This window comes from Mesorhizobium sp. Cs1321R2N1 (assembly GCF_037179725.1).
Taxonomy (GTDB): domain Bacteria; phylum Pseudomonadota; class Alphaproteobacteria; order Rhizobiales; family Rhizobiaceae; genus Mesorhizobium; species Mesorhizobium salmacidum.
This window is the reverse complement of the sequence record NZ_JAPYKP010000140.1, coordinates 1-16,767: the sequence shown is the minus strand read 5'-3', so window position 1 is coordinate 16,767 and position 16,767 is coordinate 1. Positions and strand designations below refer to the sequence as shown.

Sequence of the window (16,767 nt, the reverse complement as noted above, 5' to 3'; positions counted from 1 at the left end):
AGCGTGCGCCGCGCCTTGGGCTGGAGTTTGCCGAGATCTTCGCCCTCGAGCCGCATATCGCCCTCGACGACGCGCACGCTTGATGGCAGCACGCCAAGCACCGCCTTGCCGATCATCGTCTTGCCGGCGCCGCTTTCGCCGACGAGCGCGCGCACCTCGCCGGGTTGCACGGAGAGCGAAACAGAACGCAGCACGCGCTGGCCGTTGGCCAGCACGGCGCTCAGATTGGCGATGTCGAGACAGGCGCTCATCGCAGCACCGGATCGAAACGCGTCTTCAGAGCTTCGCCGAACTGGCTGAAAGACAGCACGGTGAGGATCAGCGTGATCAGCGGGAAAACCAGCACCCACCATGCCTGATGGATCGAGAGCCGGCCCTCGGCGATGATGCCGCCCCAGGTCGGATCGTCGGTCGAGATCGACAGATTGACGAAGGACAGGATCGCCTCGACGATGACGGCGATACCCATTTCAAGCGACAGCAGCGCCACGACCGAGGGCACCACATTGGGCAGCACCTCGCGCAGCATGATGCCGATGCGGCCATAACCGGCGATGCGGGCATTCTCGACATAGTCCATGCGCGACTGGCCCATGGCTTCGGCGCGGATCACGCGGCAGAAACGCGTCCAGTCGATGATCGCGATGGCGAGAATGACGGAGCTTAATCCTGTTCCCAGCACGGCAACCAGCAGAATGGCGAACAGCACCGGCGGGAAGGCCATCCAGACGTCGACGATGCGCGAGATGATGCGATCCGCCCAGCCGCCGAAATAGCCGGCGATCAGCCCAAGCGTCGAGCCGACGACGCAGGCCGCGATGGCCGCCGCGAAAGCAACGATGAAGGCGATGCGGCCACCAAAAATCAGGCGCGAGAGCAGGTCGCGGCCGAGGCTGTCGGTGCCGAGCCAATAACCAGGCTCGGCGCCATCGAGCCAGAACGGCGGCAACCGCTCCAGCATCAGGTCCTGCGCCAGCGGATCCTGCGGCGCGACCAGCGGCGCGAAGATCGCCGCCAGCAGTGCCAGCAGCAACCAACCTCCCGCCAGCCACAGCCTCGGGCTCAGTCCGCGCCGGGAGATGCGTGCCTCATCCATGGCGCAGCCTCGGATTGAGCAGCGCATACATCATGTCGACGGCAAGGTTGATCAGCACAAACAGCAGCGCGAAGACCAGCACGATGCCCTGGATCAGCGGCAGGTCGCGGTTGATGACGGCATCGATCGCCATGTTGCCGAGGCCCTCATAGGAGAATAGCCGTTCGACGATGACGGTGCCGCCGATGAGGAAGGTGAATTGCACGCCGACCAGCGTCAGCGTCGGCAGGGCGGCGTTCTTCAGCGCCTCGCGCAGGATGACCTGCGTTTCCGAAAACCCTTTGACCCGCGCCAGCACGACATAGTCGAGGTCGAGCACTTCCTTCAGCGACTGTTTCAACAGCTGCGAGATGATTGCTGCGAGCGGCAGCGCCAGGGCAATCGCCGGCATCAGCATGTGCTTCAAGAGATCCCAGGTCAGGTCGAAGCGCAGCCGCAGCAGGCTCTCGAACAAATAGAACTGAGAGACGAAGGGCAGGTCGAGTTGCGGCGACACGCGGCCCGAAATGTCGAAGATCGGCAGCAGCACGCCGAACAGCAGGATCAGCACGAGGCCCCAGAGGAAATCGGGAATGGAGAGCGCTGCACCGCTGGCGATGTCGATGCCGGCTTCGACCGCCGTCCCGCGTTCGCGGGCGCCGAGTATCGCCGTCGCGCCGCCAATCGCCACCGCCATGACAAGCGCGACGATGGCAAGCTCCAGCGTCGCCGGCAGCCGGTTGAAGACGAGGCCGAGCACATCTTGCCGGAGCGAGATCGAGGTGCCGAAATCGCCCCTGGCCACGCCGGACAGCCAGATGAAGAATTGTTGCACGATCGTCTTGTCGAGCCCGTACAGCGCCCGCAGCCGGGCGATGTCGTCATTGGTAGCGCCGGGCGGCAGCATCATGGCGATCGGATCGCCGGGTGCGACGCGGATGACCACGAACACGACGACGGCCACGCCGAACAGCGTGATCAGCATCGTCGCAAGACGGATCAGGAATCGTTGCAGGAGCATTCTGGCGTTGGCCTAGCGTGTTCTAACGAGCAGCCCCTTCATCCGGCCGTTCGCGGCCACCTCCTGCCCAGCGAGGGAAGGTGGCCCGAAGGGCCGGATGAGAGGCCTGCGCAAGTTGCACGCCGTCTTGCGACGGCGCTCGTTGTCGTCTGTCTCAGGCCGGGGTCATCAGCGCCGGCAGCAGCGCGCCTGAAATATGCTGCACCACGTTGACGCCCTTGGCATGCACGATCGGCTGCGCGTACTGCATCAGCGGCAGCACATAGGCCTGCTCGGCGATGTATTTGTCGACCGCCTTCCAGCCGGCGATGCGCTTGGCCTCGTCTTTCTCTCCCCACAGCGGGTTGATCATGTCGATCAGGTCCTGGCTGTCCCAGACCGAATGCGGGCTCGGTCCATACATGGCAAAGCCGGTCGAGGTGGTCGGATCGCCAATGGCGTTGCCCCAGTTGTAGAAGGCCGCGGGCGCGAGCTTGTCGGCGGCGCGCAGTTCGTAGTGCTTGGCAATCTCGTAGACCTCGATCGTCGCCTCGATGCCGACCTTGCGCCACATGCCGACGATCGCCTGGATCATCTCATAGTCCTTGGGCTTGAAGCCCTTGGTCGTCTGGATGGTGAACTTGACCGGCTTTTCCGGCGAATAGCCTGAGGCGGCCAGCAGTTCCTTGGCCTTTTCCGGATTGTGCTCGACCTTGATCGAGGCGTCGAAGGCCGTGTATTCCGGCGTTTCCAGCGTGGCGATCGGCTGGCCATAACCGCGCAGCAGCCGCTTGACCAGAAGCTCCTTGTCCACCGCCATGACGGCTGCCTGGCGCACGTTCTTGTCGAGCATGGCTTCGATGTCGTTGAAGAAGATCATGCCGATGTCGGAAACATTCTTGATCGAGCCGGCGAGCCCGTCCTTGGCGATCAGCCGGTCATACTCCTCGTAGGGGATTTCGAGCGTCACCTGCGAGAAACCGGATTCAATCTCGGCGACGCGGCTCGCCGCATCGGTGACGAATTTGATCGTCACATTCTCGAAGGCCGGCTTGCCGCCCCAGTAGTTGGGATTGGCTTTCAGCCGCAGGAAGGCGTTGCGTTCGAATTTTTCGACCATGTAGGGGCCGGTGCCGATCGGCGCCTTCTCGAAGCCTTCGGCGCCGACCTTCTCGTAATAGGCCTTCGGCATGATGTAGCCGGTCAGGAACGACATCCACTTGAAATAAACCGGGTCGAACTGCACGACGTCGCCTGTGATCTTGTTGCCGTCGATCTTGAAATTGCTGACGTTCTTCCAGACGAACTGGATCGGGTTCCCGGTCTTCTCGTCGCCCGCCCGCTGCAGCGACCAGACCACGTCTTCCGGCGTGAACGGCGAGCCGTCATGCCATTTCACGCCTTCGCGCACCGTCATCATGATCTTGGTGCGGTCCTCGTTCCAGCCCCATTCCGTCAAAAGGCCAGGCGCGAAGGACAGGTCCGGCTTCTGCGGGATGAACTGGTCGAACACCGACTGGTAGAGGCCCTGGATGGTCGGGTTGACGGCCGACGGTCCGGTGGTCGGATCCCAGGACGGCAGGTTGACGTTGTAGGCGATGGTCAGTTCGCCGGCGGCAGCCTGGGCGATCTTCGGCAGGCCGACGGCGGCCACGCCAAGTGCCGCGGCACTGTATCCCAGCAATTCGCGTCTGTTGATTGTCATGGTCGTTCCCCTTGTTGGTTATTGTCTTCGCGCAGCTTTGTCCGGTCATTGGCTCGGGCTTCGTCGGCAGCAGCGCCTTGCCTCTCGTCGCCCTCATGAAATCGTCTGGCCTACCTCCCGCCAAGCTGTTGCGCGAGCATGAAGCCCGAGGCGGCACCCGTGCCGGCACCGGGCCATGTCGCGGCGCCGGTGAGGTGCAGATTGGTCACCGGCGTGTTCCAGCCGGCATAGCCGCGCGCCGGACGGAACAGGAAATTCTGCGCCAGATGATGGCTGCCGCAGAGCTGGTCTCCACCGACGAGGTTCGGGTTCTCGCGCTCGAGATCGATGGGCGAAAATACCGCGCGATCGAGGATTTTTGCGCGCAGGCCAGGCGCGTAGGTTTCGATGATGTCGAGCACCCGGTCGGCATAGGCGTCCTTGACCTCGTCCCAATGCGCCGGCGTGATCTTGCCTGTTGCATCGCCAAAGATTTCGGCGGGCAGCATGCGCACTTGTACCCACAGAACATGTTTGCCCTGCGGCGCACGCGACGGATCGACCGCGGTCGGCTGGCCGACGACCAGCACCGGTTCGTCAGGCAACATGCCTGCCATCGCCTGCTGATAGGTGCGCGACATCTGGTCGAGCGATGGCGCCAGATGCACATAGGCGAACTGGCGCAACTCTGCCCCGGCGCGCCAGCCCGGCAGATCGTCCAGCGCGAGATGGATCATCATCGTGCCCGGCGCATGCCGAAACTTCTGCATCGCCGTGTCGAAGCCGGCGTCGCCGGAGCCGCCGGGCAGCAGCTTGCCGGACAGCGCCTTGGGCGCGACCCCTGCAATCACTGCCCTGGTGGCGGTATGCTTCTCGCCGGAAGCAAGCCGCACACCTGTCGCCTTGCCGCCGGAGACCGTGATCTCGGCCACCTCGGCGCTGGCAATGATCCTGCCGCCGGCGGATGTCACCATGCCAGCCAGTGCCCGGATGATCGTATCGGCGCCGCCCTTGCCCAGCACCATGCCAAAACTCTGGTTGGCCATCGATTCCAGATAGGGAAACACGGCACCGCCGGCGATGTCGGGCGCGAAGTCGAGATGCATGCCCCAGGTGGCGAGCGTCGCCCTGATGTGTGGAGACTCGAAATTTTCCTCCAGCCAGGCACGCGGCGAAGACAACAGCAGCCGGCCGGTGTCGAGCGCGCCCGAAACACCCTTCTTGCGCCACAGGCTCCATGCGGTGCCCGCAAGCGCCCGGGCGCTCATCGGCGAGCCCAGCAGCTTGAACAAATGCTCGGCTTCGGCCGGGAAGGCGGCAACCAGCCTGCGCCATGTCGCGGCATCGGCGGCGGAGAACGCGGCCATGCGGCTGGCGGTCTTTTCCAGCTCGTTGCTGACCCCGAACCAGCGTCCATCCGGAAAGGAGCTGGCGAAACAGTCGGCGACCGGGGCGAATTCCAGCCCCTGCGCTTTCAATTCATTTGCATATTTCCGGTGGAACGCCGAGCCGGCGAACAGGCTCAGATTCATCGCGCCGAAATCGTGGCGGAAGCCGGGGAGGGTGAATTCGCGGGTCTGGACGGCGCCGCCGATTGTTGCGCCGCGTTCGAAAACCCCGGTTTTCCAGCCCTTGAGCGCCAGATGCGCGGCGCATGCCAGAGTGTTGTGGCCCGCCCCGACAAAGATGGCGTCGAACTCGCTCACGCCCCGTTCCCATTTCCTTTATGCTTAAAGATAATTGCAGATGCATATGTTTTCGTCTAGTAGGATATTAAGGGCCGAGACGAGCCTTGATCATGTCAGACAAGAGGGAACAGAGACCATGGACAGCCAAAAACTCCTCGGCGAAGTCGCCGCCCAGCTTCTTTCCGGCGCCATCAAGGTGGTCGACCTGACAGCGCCGCTCGGGCCGGACACACCGCTGATCAAGCTGCCGCCGGAGCTTGCCGTCGATACGCCGAAGGTCGAGATCCATTCGATCTCCCGCTATGACAAGAACGGTCCATGGTGGGCGTGGAACTGGCTGAAGCTTGGCGAGCATTCCGGCACGCATTTCGACGCCCCGCAGCATTGGATCTCCGGCAAGGATTATCCGGATGGCGCCACCGACACCATTCCGGCGCAGAATTTCATCGGCCCGGTCAATGTCATCGACTGTTCGAAGGAGGCCGCCGCCGATCACGATTTCCTGCTCACCGTCGACCACATCAAGGCCTGGGAAGCCAAGCATGGCGCGATCAACGCCGGCGAGTGGGTGGTGATGCGCACCGACTGGTACAAGCGCAACGGCTCGGAAGCCGAATTCCTCAATGCCAACGAAACCGGCCCGCACACGCCCGGCCCGACGGCGGAAGCCATCCAGTTCCTGATCAGCAAGGACATCAAGGGCTGGGGCTCGGAGACCATCGGCACCGATGCCGGCAAGGCCGGCGGCATGGAGCCGCCATTCCCGGCGCACACGCTGATGCACAAGGCCAACCGCTACGGCCTCGCCAGTCTCTGCAATCTCGACCAGCTGCCGCCGAAAGGCGCGATCCTGATCGCGGCCCCGCTCAAGATCGAGCACGGCACCGGCAGCCCGATCCGCGCACTGGCGCTGGTGGCGGGCAAATAGGGCGAAGGCGGTCTTCGGGAGAAGTCATGGTTGCAGGTGATGTAGCGACGGGTGGGAAGGGGCAGCCTGGCAAGGCCGCCGCTCTACGGCGCCCCCCTCTGTCCTGCCGGACATCTCCCCCACAAGGGGGGAGATCGGCAGCTTTAGCGCCCCGCTCATTTTTGCAACGTAGGAAATTGGCGAAGGCGTTGGTGGCAGCCAATCTCCCCCCTCGTGGGGGAGATGTCCGGCAGGACAGAGGGGGGCGCGAAGGAACGCCATTTTGCCCAATTGAACCCTGCCTCCCGCCGGCGGGGAGCGACCTTCAATGAACGCCCCGGATCACATCATCGTCGGCAGCGGCATCAATGCGCTGGTCTGCGCGGCGATGCTCGGCGGCAAGGGCGCCAAGGTGCTCGTGCTGGAGCGCAACGACCGCATCGGCGGCTGCATGCGCACCGAGGAGATCACCGCGCCCGGCTTCATCCACGACGTGATGGCGACGACTTTCGTTCTGTTCATCACCTCTCCGGCCTTTTCCGCACTGGGCGCCGATCTCGCCCGGCACGGGCTGGAATTCTGCCATACCGGCACGCCGACCGGAGTGCTGCGGCCCGATGGCAGCCACGCGGTGCTCACCACCGACCGTGCCGCCAACATCGCCGCGCTTAACAGGATCGCTGCTGGCGACGGCGACCGCCACGCGGAAGATGTCGGCGGCATCGAGCGCAATGCCGGCCTGCTGTTCGGCCTGCTGGGCGGTAGCCTGTGGTCGTACCCGACCGCGAAGCTGCTGGCCGGCGATGCCTGGCGGCGTGGTCCGCGCGGGCTTGCCGCCTTTCTCGGCGACGCCCTGGTGCCGGCGCGTAGCTGGCTGGAAGGCACGTATCAGTCGGAGACAGTCCGCGCGCTCTGGGCGCCGTGGGTGCTGCATGCCGGGCTTGGCCCCGAAGACGCCTTTTCCGGCCAGATCGCCAGGGTGATCGCCTTCGCGCTGGAGGCGGCCGGCGCGCCGATCGTCAGGGGCGGGGCGCAGAACCTGCTGTCGGCTTTCGAGGCGCTCATCAAGGAGCGCGGCGGCGTCATTTCCACCGAAGCTGACGTTGCCTCCATCCTCCTGGCCGGAGGTCGCGCCACAGGCGTGCGGCTGGTCTCGGGCGAAACGGTTCACGCCACCAAGAGCGTCATCTGCTCGGTCACGCCGACGCAGCTTTACGGTCGCCTGCTCGGCAAGGACGCTCCGAAGGGCGACGTCGAAGCGACGCGGAAATACCGCTATGGCAAAGGCAATTTCCAGATCCACTACGCCCTCGACAAGCCGCCGTCCTGGCGCGGCGAGGGCCTCGACAAGGTGGCGCTGCTGCATCTGACGCCTGGACTGGACGGCGTGTCGAAGGCCTGCAACGAGGCGGCGCGCGGCATGCTGCCCGAAGTGCCGACCATCTGTGTCGGCCAGCCACATGCGCTCGACCCGTCGCGCTGCCCGGAAGGCAAGGCGATCCTGTGGCTGCAACTGCCCGAGGCGCCGCGCCACATCAAGGGCGACGCCGCCGGCAAGCTGCAGGCACCGGCTGACGGGCAATGGACCGAGGCGCTGCGCGAGGCCTATGCCGATCGCGTCGAAGCGATCCTCGCCAGCCATATCGACGGCTTCAAGGACAGCATCATCGCGCGCCGCGCCTATTCGCCGGCCGATCTCGAAACGATGAACATCAACCTGGTCGGCGGCGACCCCTATGGCGGCTCCTCGGCTATCGACCAGTCGTTCCTGTGGCGGCCGTTCAAGACCAGCCGCAATCACCAGACCGGCATCAAGAACCTCTACCATATCGGTGCCTCGACCCATCCCGGTGCCGGCCTCGGCGGCGGCTCGGGTTTCCTGCTGGCGGGGAAACTGTGATGGAACAGAAGGTCGCCGAAAAACGCCAACGCATTTCGACCCTCGGTCAGATCGGCCTGCAGCAATTCGCGCCCTATCTGATGAACCGCATCATGGGCCGCTATAACGCCACCTTGCGGGATGATTTCCGCAAGCAGGGCCTGACGATTTCGCAGGTGCGCACGCTCGCCGTGCTGTCGGTCACCGACGGCGTCACCGTCAACGACCTCTCGGTCTATACTGTCATCGAGCAGTCGACCTTGAGCCGCACGTTGGACACGCTGGAGGGGCAAGGGTTCGTGCGGCGCGAGCAGGGCGTCACCGACAGCCGCATCCGCCACGTGTTCCTGACCGACGAGGGCCGAGCCGAGTTCACCCGCGCCTGGCCCGCCATGCATGACGCCTTCGAGGCGATGTTCGACGATATCGACGACGCGGAATATGCAGCACTTATCGCCACGCTTTTGAAGATGCTGAAGAACATTCGCAAGCACGACATCTAATGCATGTCGCCCAAAAGTGGACCCGGTTTTGGGGAAACGACATGCATAAACAAGGATTCTAGAACGCACGCGCCGCCGGCTGTCGGCGGCAACGGAAGGAGGCAGAGATGGCTGAACGGTCTTTTGCCAAGGAAGTCGAAAAGCTGAGGCTCGGCGCCGGCGAGGAATTTGCCGGCGAGGGCATTCTCGCCATCACCAAGGCGCTGCTGCAATGCGGCGTCGGCTATGTCGGCGGCTACCAGGGCGCGCCGATCAGCCATCTGATGGATGTGTTGGCCGATGCGCAGGACATTCTGGGCGAGCTCGGCGTGCATTTCGAGGCGAGCGCCTCGGAAGCCACCGCCACAGCCATGCTGGCGGCCTCGGTGCACTATCCGATCCGTGGTGCCGCGACCTTCAAGTCGACGGTCGGCACCAACGTCGCTTCCGACGCGTTGGCCAATCTCGCGTCCGGCGGCGTCATCGGCGGCGCGCTGATCATCGTCGGCGAGGATTATGGCGAGGGCTCCTCCATCATGCAGGAGCGCAGCCATGCCTTCGCCATGAAGAGCCAGGTCTGGCTGCTCGACCCGCGCCCCAATTTGCCATCCATCGTCAAGGCGGTGGAGGATGGTTTCGAGCTGTCGGAAATCTCCAACACGCCTGTCATGCTGCAGGTGCGCATCCGCTGCTGCCACGTGCATGGCCATTTCATCGCCAAGGACAACAAGCGTCCGCTGATGACGGTCGCCGATGCACTCGAAGCGCCACGCCGCGACACCGGACGCATCGTGCTGCCGCCCGCCTCCTTCCTGCACGAAAAGGAGAAGGTGCAAAAGCGCTGGCCGGCGGCGGTGGATTTCATCACCAGGAACAAGATCAACGAGTTCTTCGGCTCGGACCACGGCTCGGTCGGCATCGTCATGCAGGGTGGCATGTACAATTCGGTCATCCGTGCGCTGCAGCGGCTCGGCCTTGCCGACACCTATGGCGACACGGATGTGCCGCTCTACGTGCTCAACGCCGTCTATCCCTTGATCGACGACGAGTTCCTCGCCTTCTGCGAAGGCAAGCAGGCGGTGCTAGTGGTCGAGGAAGGCCAGCCCAACTACATCGAGCAGGCCTTTGCCGCGATGCTGCACAAGGCGGGGCGCGGCACCAGGCTGGTCGGCAAGGAGCATCTGCCGATGGCCGGCGAATATACCGGCCAGGTCATGCTCGACGGCATCGGCGCCTTCCTGCGCGCAGAAGCCCCGCATCTTTTGCCGGGCGAGGTGCGCGCGCCCAACAAGGTTGGCGACGGCGTCGACACGGCTGATCTGATCAACGTCGTGCCAGGCCGTCCGCCCGGCTTCTGCATCGGTTGCCCCGAGCGGCCGATCTTCGCCGCGACCAAACTGGTCGAGCAGGAACTCGGCAAGCACCACATCGCTTCCGATATCGGTTGCCATCTGTTCTCGATCATGCCGCCTTTCGAGCTCGGCGCCACCACGATGGGCTACGGACTGGGTCCGGCCTCGGCCTCGGCGTTCAACTCGCCCGACGCCAAGCGCCGCTCGATCTCCTTCGTCGGCGACGGCGGCTTCTGGCACAACGGCCTGACCTCCTCGATCGGCAATGCGGTGTTCAACAAGAATGACGGCGTCATCGTCATCGTCGATAATTTTTACTCGGCAGCCACCGGCGGGCAGGACATCCTGTCATCGCGCGCCGGCAACAGGACCAAGTCGACCAAGCATCCGATCACCGAGGCGGTGAAAGGCATGGGCGTCAAATGGCTGCGCCATGTCGACCGCACCTATGATGTCGGCAAGATGCAGGACACGTTGCGCGAGGCGCTGACGACGGACGAGAAGGGGCCAAAAGTCATCGTCGCCTCGTCGGAGTGCATGCTCAATCGCCAGCGCCGCGAAAAGCCGCTGATCGACAAGGCGATCAAGGGTGGGACAAGGGTCGTCAAGCCGAAGTTCGGCGTCGACGAGGACATCTGCACCGGTGACCATGCCTGCATGCGGCTCTCCGGCTGTCCATCGCTGTCGGTCAAGTCACTCGACGATCCGCTGCGCGACGATCCGGTGGCGAGTATCGACCAGACCTGCGTCGGCTGCGGCAATTGCGGCGAGGTGGCGGACGCCGCCGTGCTCTGCCCATCCTTCTACCGCGCCGACGTCGTGCACAATCCAAGCCGCTGGGACCGTTTCCTGCAAGCGGCGCGCCGCGCGACGATCGGCTTGCTGCAGAGGCGGCGCGAAAGCCGGCGCCTGATATTCGCCGATGCTTGAGCCTGTTCATTCCCTGCGCCCCAGGTCCGGTGCCGCCGATGAGCCGGTGATCAAGCTCGCCGTGTTGGCGGTTGGCGGACAGGGTGGCGGCGTTCTGGCCGACTGGATCACCGATGTCGCCGAACGCAATGGCTATGTCGCGCAATCGACGTCGGTCGCCGGCGTCGCCCAGCGCACCGGCGCCACCATCTACTATATCGAAATGGCCCGCGACACCGGCCGCCTGCCGGTCTTCGCGCTGTCGCCCTCGCAGGGCGATGTCGACATCTTGATCGCCGCCGAATTGATGGAAGCCGGCCGTGCGATCATCAGGGGCTTCGTCACCCCCAACCGCACGACGCTGATCGCCTCCTCGCACCGCATCGCCGCTGTCTCGGAAAAGATCGAACCGGGCGACGGCCGCGCTTCATCATCCAAGGTCCACGCCACGGCGGAAGCCGCGTCGAAGCGTTTCATCGCTTTCGACATGGAGAAGATCGCCGCCGACAACGGCTCGATGATCTCGGCCAGCCTGCTTGGCGCGCTGGCCGGCTCCGACGCACTGCCGTTTACCCGTGACAGTTATGAACAGGCGATCGGCACCGGCGGCCGTGGCGTCAAGGCCAGCCTCGCCGCCTTCGGCGCCGCGTTCGATCGCGCGCGGGGTTTGGCGGCAACACCTTCGTCGAAGCCGGCGGAGCCAGCGATTGTCGAATCCGTCATAGGTGCCGCTGGCGTGAGCGGTCCGCAAAATCTGCTGCAGGGATGGCAGGCCCAGGCCGCTCGCATCGACCAGATGCCCATTGCCGTGCGCGACATGGCGCTTCGCGGCCTGAGAAAGGTCGTCGATTATCAGGACATCGCCTATGGGCGCGAATATCTCGATCGGCTGGACAAGGCCGTCGCGCTGGACAGCGCGGGTCCCGTCCATGCGCTGTCCATCGCCGCCGCCAAGCATCTGGCCAATGCCATGTGCTATGACGACATGATCCGCGTCGCCGATCTCAAAACCCGCTCGACCCGCGACAGGCGGGTCCGCAAGGAGGTTGGCGTCAAGGACGGTTCGGTCCTGCAGGTGACCGAATATTTCCATCCCCGCATCGAGGAGTTCTGCGGCACGCTGCCGGCGGGGCTCGGCAGCTACATAGAGAACCGGCCCAAGCTCGCCGGCTTTCTCGACCGCCGCATCAACCGTGGCCGCCGCATCCGCACCGACAGTTTTGCCGGCTTTGCCGCCCTGTGGTTCATCGGCGGCCTGCGGCGCTGGCGCCGCGGCCTGCTGCGCCATAAGGTCGAGCTTGCCCATCTCGATCGCTGGTACGCACTGGCGCTTGGCTACGTGCCGGCAGATTACGCGCTTGCCGTCGAAATCCTCAACTGCCGCCGGCTGATCAAAGGCTACAGCGACACCCATGTGCGCGCCCAGTCGAAATTCGACCGCGTACTCTCTGCTCTCGACTTGCTCAAGGGCCGCGACGATGCCGCCGACTGGATACGCCGCCTGCGCGAGGCGGCGCTGAAGGACGAGAAGGGCGATATGCTCGACGGCGCGCTGAAGACCGTGGCGACGCTGGGGGCATCTCCAATCACCTGAGTTTCAGCGGGTGACCTCCGCCGATCGCGCCGACCAACCGCCTTCGTGACTCTGGCCACGGCAACACGGCTGGCCGCCACCGTCGCATCTCCTCGCTCATCGATCCGCTCTCTTGTGAACAGCGTTCATTTTTAGCTTGAACATTGTTCACGTTGTGGTAAGTTGGGGCCATGAACATTGTTCATGGGGAGAAGCGGAAATGTTGAACGGCTCCACAACAGACACCGGGCAGGGCCGCTGGCCGAAACGAGCCTGGACTTGCGATCGCTGCGAAGATCAGACGCGGCAAGAAGTTTAACCAGCTCACATTATTACAACGATTGAAACAGCGCATGAACCCGCGGGGATCACCGGAGCATCGCCGCGTGGTTCCGCCAAATGGGAAATCGCCATGAACACGCATCTCATGCTTTCGCGGCGCTTCGCGCCGCTTTTCTGGACGCAGTTCCTGTCCGCCTTCAACGACAATTTCCTCAAGAACACGCTGGTGTTCCTGATCCTCTTCACACTGGCCGCCGACCAGGCGGCGTCGCTGGTCACCTTGGCCGGCGCCGTGTTCATGGCTCCGTTCCTGCTCCTGTCGGCGCTGGGCGGCGAGATTGCCGACCGCTTCGACAAGGCGCTCATCGCCCGCCGGCTGAAATTTGCCGAGATCGGCGCCGCGGCCGTCGCGGTCGTCGGCATCGCGCTGTCCTCCATTCCCGTGCTGATGACGGCGCTGTTGATGTTCGGCGTCATCTCGGCGCTGTTTGGGCCGATCAAATACGGCATCCTGCCCGATCATCTCGAGCGCAAGGAATTGCCCCGCGCCAACGCCTGGATCGAGTCGGCGACCTTCGCCGCCATCCTTGGCGGCACGATCGTGGGCGGCGTGGTCTCCGCCGACGGCATTGGTGTCGCGGTCTTCGGCCCGATGATGATGATCCTGGCGGTCGGCTGCTGGGCCGTCAGCCGCTCCATCCCTTCGACCGGCTCCGCCGCGCCGAACCTTGTCATCGACTGGAACATCTTCCGCTCGACATGGCGGCAGGTCAGCAAATTGCGCACCGACACGCGCATCTGGCGCGCCGGATTGATGACCTCGTGGTTCTGGCTGATCGGCGCCATCGTGCTTTCGATCCTGCCCACGCTGATCAAGGATCATCTCGGCGGCAACGAGATCGCGGTCACCGGCTATCTCGCGGTGTTCGCCGTCTCCATCGCCATCGGCTCGGCGATCGCCGCTTGGATGTCACAGGGCCGCATGGTGCTCCTTCCGGCGCCGGTCGGCACGGCGCTGCTGGCAGTGTTCGGCTTGCATCTTGCCTGGACGATCTGGAGCATGCAGCCTTCGCCCAAGGCCGAAACCCTTGGCCTATTCTTCGCCGGGCCGAACACGATCCGCGTTGCGATCGACCTTGCCGGCATGGCCATTTCCAGCGCCTTCCTGGTGGTGCCGACCTTCGCCGCCGTGCAGGCCTGGTCGCCCGAGGCGCGCCGCGCCCGCGTCGTCGCCGCTGTCAGCATCGTCAACGCCGGCTTCATGACGATGGGCGGCATCCTCGTCGCCGCTATTCAGGCCGCGGGCGTCTCTATTGCCAGCGTGCTGTTCGGGCTTGCCGCCTTCAATGCCGTGGCCGCCTGGCTGATGTTGAAATATCTGCCGACCAACGCCTTCCGCGACTTCGTCTCCATTCTCTTCCGTGCCTGCCATCGTCTGGAAGTGGAGGGCTTGGAAAACCTCAAGGCCGCGGGCCCGGCGCCGATCCTGGCCCTCAACCATGTCAGCTTCCTCGACGGTCCTCTGGCGCTGACGCTGACCGATGAAGAGCCGGTTTTCGCCATCGACTACACGATCGCGCAGGCCTGGTGGATGAAGCCGTTCCTCAAACTGACCCGTGCCCTGCCGCTCAATCCGGCCAAGCCGATGTCGACGCGCACGCTGATCAAGATCGTGCAGAACGGCGATCCCCTGGTCATCTTTCCCGAGGGCCGCATCACCGTCACTGGCGGGCTGATGAAGGTCTATGACGGCGCCGCCATGGTGGCCGACAAGACCGGCTCGATGGTGGTGCCGATCCGTATCGAGGGGCTGGAGAAAAGCCCCTTCTCGCGGCTGACGGCGCAGCACGTGCGCCGCCGCCTGTTCCCGAAGGTAAGAGTGACCATACTGCCGCCGGTCAAGCTCAAGGTCGACGACGAGCTGAAAGGCCGCAAGCGCCGGGCCGCCGCCGGAGCCGCGCTCTACCAGGTGATGTCCGACCTCGTCTTCCGCACCCAGCATATAGACAAGACCGTGCTCGAAAGGATCATCGAGACGGCGACCGAGCGCGGCATGAAGCAACTTGCCGTGCAGGATCCGGTCGCCGGGTCGCTGGGCTACGGCAAGCTGCTCACTGGCGTCGCCGTGCTCGGCGAGAAATTCGAAACGCTCTATGCCGGACAGGACACGCTCGGCATCATGCTGCCCAACGCCAATGGCGCCTGTGCCGCGCTGCTCGGCGTCATGTCCGCCGGCAAGGTCCCGGCGATGATCAACTTCACCGCCGGTGCCACCAACATCCTGTCCGCCTGCAAGGCAGCGCAGGTAACCACCATTCTGACCTCTCGGGCCTTTGTCGAGCAGGCCAAGCTTGGCGCAATCGTCGAGGAGGTCGGCCGGTCGGTCAACATCGTCTGGCTCGATGATCTGCGTGCAACCATCGGCCTCAAGGACAAGCTGCTTGGCCTGTTGCGCAAGAGCACGCCCAGGGTTGCCCGCAAGGCCACCGACCCGGCCGTGATCCTGTTCACCTCGGGCTCAGAAGGCACGCCGAAGGGCGTGGTGCTAACCCATCGCAACATCCTGGCCAATGCCGCACAAGCCGCCTCGCGCATCGATTTTCATTCGGGCGACAAGGTGTTCAACGTGCTGCCGATCTTCCATTCGTTCGGGTTGACGGCGGGCACGGTGCTGCCGCTGGTGTCCGGCGTTCCCGTCTATTTCTACCCTTCGCCGCTGCACTACCGCATCGTGCCGGAACTGGTCTATGCCTCGAACGCGACGATCATCTTCGGCACCGACACCTTCCTCAGCGGCTATGCGCGCACAGCCCATCCCTATGATTTCCGCTCGGTGCGCTACTGCTTTTCCGGTGCCGAGCCGGTCAAGTCCTCGACCCGCGAAACCTATATGGAGAAGTTCGGCCTGCGCATTCTCGAAGGCTATGGCGTTACCGAGACGGCGCCGGTCATCTCCATCAACACGCCGATGTACAACAAATCAGGCACGGTCGGAAAAATCATGCCCGGCATGGAGTACCGCCTGGAACCGGTGATCGGCGTCGAAGGTGGCGGGCGGCTGTTCGTGCGCGGCCCCAACGTCATGGCGGGCTATCTCAGGGCCGAAAAGCCTGGTGTGCTCGAGCCGCTGCAGGACGGATGGCACGACACCGGCGACATCGTCAGCATCGACGATGCCGGCTTCGTCAGCATTCGCGGCCGCGCCAAGCGCTTCGCCAAGATCGGCGGCGAGATGATTTCGCTGGCTGCCGTGGAAGCCTTGGCGGGCGAGCTGTGGAAAGGATCGCTCTCGGCGGTCGCGACCGTGCCGGATCCGCGCAAGGGCGAAAGACTGGTGCTCATCACCGAAGCCGAAAAGGCGACGCGCGCCGAGTTTCTGGCCTTCGCCAAGGCAAACGGCGCCATGGACCTAATGGTGCCGGCCGAGGTGCGCGTCGTGGCGCATGTGCCGGTGCTTGGCTCGGGCAAGATCGATTTCGTCGGCGTGACCAGGCTGGTGCGCGGCGAAGACTTCGCGCCCGCCAAGGTGGAGGCCGCCTGATCACCGGCAAGAGCGAGACGGCGCCGCGGCAGAAAAGGCGGCGTCGCCAGACGTCAGACAATCAGGTTCATCATCGGCTTCACCGCACCTGAGTCCGGAAACACCTTCTCGCCGAGCACCGCGGCCGAAAGTCCGAACTGGTCGGCGAGCAGGCCTTTCAGCACAGCCCTGACATCGCTGGTCGGCGCAAGGTCGCGTTGCTGGTAAAGTTGCGCGGGCTTCAGCCCCGGCCAGTCGGCGATGACGCGCCCCCCCTTGATCGCGCCGCCGGCGAGCAGCACCACGGTGCCGGTGCCGTGATCGGTACCGACCGTGCCGTTGATCCGCGCCGTGCGGCCGAATTCGGTGACCGCGACGATCGCCGTATCCTTCCAGCGCTCGCCGAGACCTTTTTC

General features: G+C 64.4%; 12 protein-coding genes. 6 read left to right on the top strand and 6 right to left on the bottom strand.

Going from position 1 to position 16,767, the window contains the following annotated elements; genetic code table 11:
- From O7A61_RS26030 to O7A61_RS26010, 5 genes are all read right to left on the bottom strand, one after another.
- Positions 1-251 (bottom strand): ATP-binding cassette domain-containing protein (locus O7A61_RS26030; RefSeq protein ID WP_337132252.1); only part of this gene is annotated, 251 nt, incomplete at its 3' end.
- Entirely contained in the window at positions 248-1,096 is an 849-nt protein-coding gene (locus O7A61_RS26025) for an ABC transporter permease (protein ID WP_337132251.1), read from the bottom strand. The genes O7A61_RS26030 and O7A61_RS26025, both read right to left, overlap by 4 nt.
- Positions 1,089-2,096: an ABC transporter permease gene (locus tag O7A61_RS26020; protein ID WP_337132250.1), complete on the bottom strand. Its 1,008-nt coding sequence runs from the start codon at positions 2,094-2,096 to the stop codon at positions 1,089-1,091. Before O7A61_RS26020 ends, O7A61_RS26025 begins: the two co-directional genes overlap by 8 nt.
- A 154-nt stretch (positions 2,097-2,250) precedes the next feature.
- Entirely contained in the window at positions 2,251-3,780 is a 1,530-nt protein-coding gene (locus tag O7A61_RS26015; RefSeq protein WP_337132249.1) for an ABC transporter substrate-binding protein, read from the bottom strand.
- 110 nt (positions 3,781-3,890) lie between these two features.
- A complete protein-coding gene (locus O7A61_RS26010; protein ID WP_337132248.1) occupies positions 3,891-5,465 on the bottom strand; it encodes a phytoene desaturase family protein in 1,575 nt (524 codons plus the stop codon).
- Between the two features lie 118 nt (positions 5,466-5,583).
- Here O7A61_RS26010 and O7A61_RS26005 point away from each other — a divergent pair, with 118 nt between their 5' ends.
- From O7A61_RS26005 to O7A61_RS25980, 6 genes are all read left to right on the top strand, one after another.
- Complete coding sequence (locus O7A61_RS26005) at positions 5,584-6,375, top strand: cyclase family protein (RefSeq protein ID WP_337106135.1); 792 nt, start codon at positions 5,584-5,586, stop codon at positions 6,373-6,375.
- A 307-nt stretch (positions 6,376-6,682) separates the two neighbouring features.
- Positions 6,683-8,254: a phytoene desaturase family protein gene (locus O7A61_RS26000; RefSeq protein WP_337132247.1), complete on the top strand. Its 1,572-nt coding sequence runs from the start codon at positions 6,683-6,685 to the stop codon at positions 8,252-8,254.
- Positions 8,254-8,736: a MarR family winged helix-turn-helix transcriptional regulator gene (locus O7A61_RS25995; RefSeq protein WP_023772620.1), complete on the top strand. Its 483-nt coding sequence runs from the start codon at positions 8,254-8,256 to the stop codon at positions 8,734-8,736. The genes O7A61_RS26000 and O7A61_RS25995 overlap by 1 nt, the downstream gene beginning before the upstream one ends.
- A 107-nt stretch (positions 8,737-8,843) precedes the next feature.
- The gene (locus tag O7A61_RS25990) at positions 8,844-10,997 is read left to right on the top strand and encodes an indolepyruvate ferredoxin oxidoreductase subunit alpha (RefSeq protein WP_337132246.1); all 2,154 of its coding nucleotides are present in this window, start codon (positions 8,844-8,846) and stop codon (positions 10,995-10,997) included.
- The gene (locus O7A61_RS25985; protein ID WP_337132245.1) at positions 10,990-12,570 is read left to right on the top strand and encodes an indolepyruvate oxidoreductase subunit beta family protein; all 1,581 of its coding nucleotides are present in this window, start codon (positions 10,990-10,992) and stop codon (positions 12,568-12,570) included. The genes O7A61_RS25990 and O7A61_RS25985 overlap by 8 nt, the downstream gene beginning before the upstream one ends.
- Before the next feature lie 391 nt (positions 12,571-12,961).
- Positions 12,962-16,372 (top strand): acyl-[ACP]--phospholipid O-acyltransferase, encoded by a 3,411-nt coding sequence (locus O7A61_RS25980; RefSeq protein ID WP_337132244.1) that lies wholly within the window; start codon positions 12,962-12,964, stop codon positions 16,370-16,372.
- Positions 16,373-16,425: 53 nt separating this feature from the next.
- On the opposite strand, the gene O7A61_RS25975 is transcribed toward O7A61_RS25980, so the two are convergent.
- On the bottom strand, positions 16,426-16,767 hold a 342-nt coding region (locus O7A61_RS25975; RefSeq protein ID WP_337132243.1), incomplete at its 5' end, for a DUF1501 domain-containing protein.